General features: G+C 47.7%; 2 protein-coding genes. Both read left to right on the top strand.

All coding sequences use genetic code 11. From position 1 onward, the window contains the following. Window positions 1-1,169: TrkH family potassium uptake protein (locus B3180_RS11230; protein ID WP_286844567.1), on the top strand; the 1,169-nt coding region annotated here is incomplete at its 5' end. A gap of 65 nt (window positions 1,170-1,234) precedes the next feature. Then, window positions 1,235-2,211: cache domain-containing protein (locus B3180_RS11235; protein ID WP_286844568.1), on the top strand; the 977-nt coding region annotated here is incomplete at its 3' end.

Raw genomic sequence — 2,211 nt, forward strand, 5'->3', positions numbered from 1 at the left:
TTGTGACCGTAACCGGGCTGGTTGTTGTGGACACCGGGGCGACTTACACCCCATTTGGAATGGGGATTCTGGCTTTGCTTATCCAGGCGGGTGGCTTAGGCTTCATGACCTTTGCGGTTTTGGCCGCCATTTCAATCGGCGGGCACGTCGGTATGCAACATCAGGTGCTGGCAAAAGAGGCCATGCAGCAAACCAGTCTCGCCAGTATTGGGCGCACGGCAAAAGCAGTTGTCTCTTTGGCTTTGATCGTTGAAGCCATTGCAATAATAGGCCTGACGCTCACCTGGTGGCAGGAAAAGGGCTTTATTGATGCCTTTGCTGAAAGTATTTTTTACGCTATTTCTGCCTTTAACAGCGCCGGGTTTGTTTTGTCTCCTAACGGTATTGTGGATTATGCCAGTAGTGTACCGGTGAACCTTATTATCAGCATTTTGTTTGTTATTGGTGGTTTGGGCTTCTCGGTGATTACCAATATCTACGAAAAACGCCGTTGGTATAAATTTTCGGTGTATACCCGGGCCATTTTATGGGCGACCTTAATTATTAATGTATTGTCGGTAGCTATTATTTGGCTGCTGGAAATGAATAACCCGGCAACATTCGCTAACTTAAGTTTCGGGGACCAGGCTATGGCTGCCTGGTTTCAGGCAACCACCCCTCGTTCGGCAGGTTTCAATACGGTTGATACCGGAGCAATGACAGACGCCAGTGCCGTGTATACCATGTTGTTAATGCTTATTGGTGGCGGTTCAATGAGTACTGCAGGTGGCATAAAGTTAGGGACTTTTATTGTTTTGCTGGTCGCTACTTATGCTTTTCTTCGTCGCCGTGAACACGTCACTTTATTGAACCGTACCGTGCCCCAGGAACTGGTGATGAAAGCACTTGCAGTCACCTTGGTTACCTTAACTTTGATGTTTCTGGGTATATTTATCCTAATGATTTTGAATCCGCTGCCGTTTATAGATATAACCTTTGAAGTTTTATCGGCTTCGGCAACTGTTGGATTGTCCAGGGGAATTACCGCAGAAGTAACGGCGGCAAGCCAATTGGTGTTGGTGTTCCTGATGTTTGCCGGACGTGTCGGGCCATTAACATTGGCTTATTTTCTGGCAACGCCAAGGAAACGACACATCCGCTTCCCGGAAACGGACATTCAAGTGGGATAGCCCGATAAAGCGACTGACCGCCTAAGAATGCTCATAATAGAACGATAATAAGAGATGCTTTTAAGATGCTGAAAAAATTAAAGTTTACACAAAAAGTGACGGCTGTTGCATCGCTAATACTGGTGTTAGTGCTGGGTGTTTTTACGCTCACTAACTTTTTGCAGATGTCGACTCAGACCCGTAGTAACTTGCAGCATCAAATGCAGGCGTTATCGGACTCTGTATCAAGCAATATCTCGCAGTGGTTCAATGACCGCATGAGCATTGTTCAGGCAACGGCTGACGCCTATGACGTTGATGATTCCACTGCCCGTTCATTGGAACGCGTGCAACAGTCAAAAGCGGCCGGGAAGTTTAAAAATGTTTACTATGGCTTAATTGACGGGACCTTCCTGCTGGATGATCCGAGCATTGATTTGCCCGACGATTACGATGCCCGCAGCCGCCCCTGGTATCAATTAGCGGTTGATGAAGGGCAACCAACCTATACCGCGCCTTATATCGACGTTACAACCAACGAATTGACCATTACCGCAGTCGTTCCTATGCGTCGGAATAACCAGCTGGTCGGTGTTGCCGGCGGCGACATGATGCTGGATGAAATTTCGAACATTGTAAACGACATCGACTTTATGGGCCTGGGTTTTGCTTTTCTGGTAAGTGGTGACCGTAATATTCTGGTTCACCCGGATGAAAACTGGATTGAAAAATCCGTGAATGACTACGCCGGGCAGTCGGTGTCATTGAGCCCGGACTTTTCTGAATACCGCATTAATGACACGGAGCGCCTGGTTTCTTTTCATAAAATAAAGGGCATTCAGGGCGTCGAGTGGTATCTGGGTGTCGTTATCGACCGTGATAAGGCTTACAGCAACGTGTCGACCTTTGCCTGGACCGCTGTTATCTATCTGATTATTGGTATTGTCGCGGTTGTTGTATCACTCACCTGGCTACTGCGTTTACTGCTGAAGCCTTTGCGCAGACTCAATGAAGCCGTTACTGATATGGCCCGTGGTGAGGGGGATTTAACTCAACGGCTGCC

The sequence above is a fragment of the Idiomarina sp. UBA4206 genome (genome assembly GCF_002383015.1).
GTDB classification, from domain to species: Bacteria; Pseudomonadota; Gammaproteobacteria; order Enterobacterales; family Alteromonadaceae; genus Idiomarina; species Idiomarina abyssalis.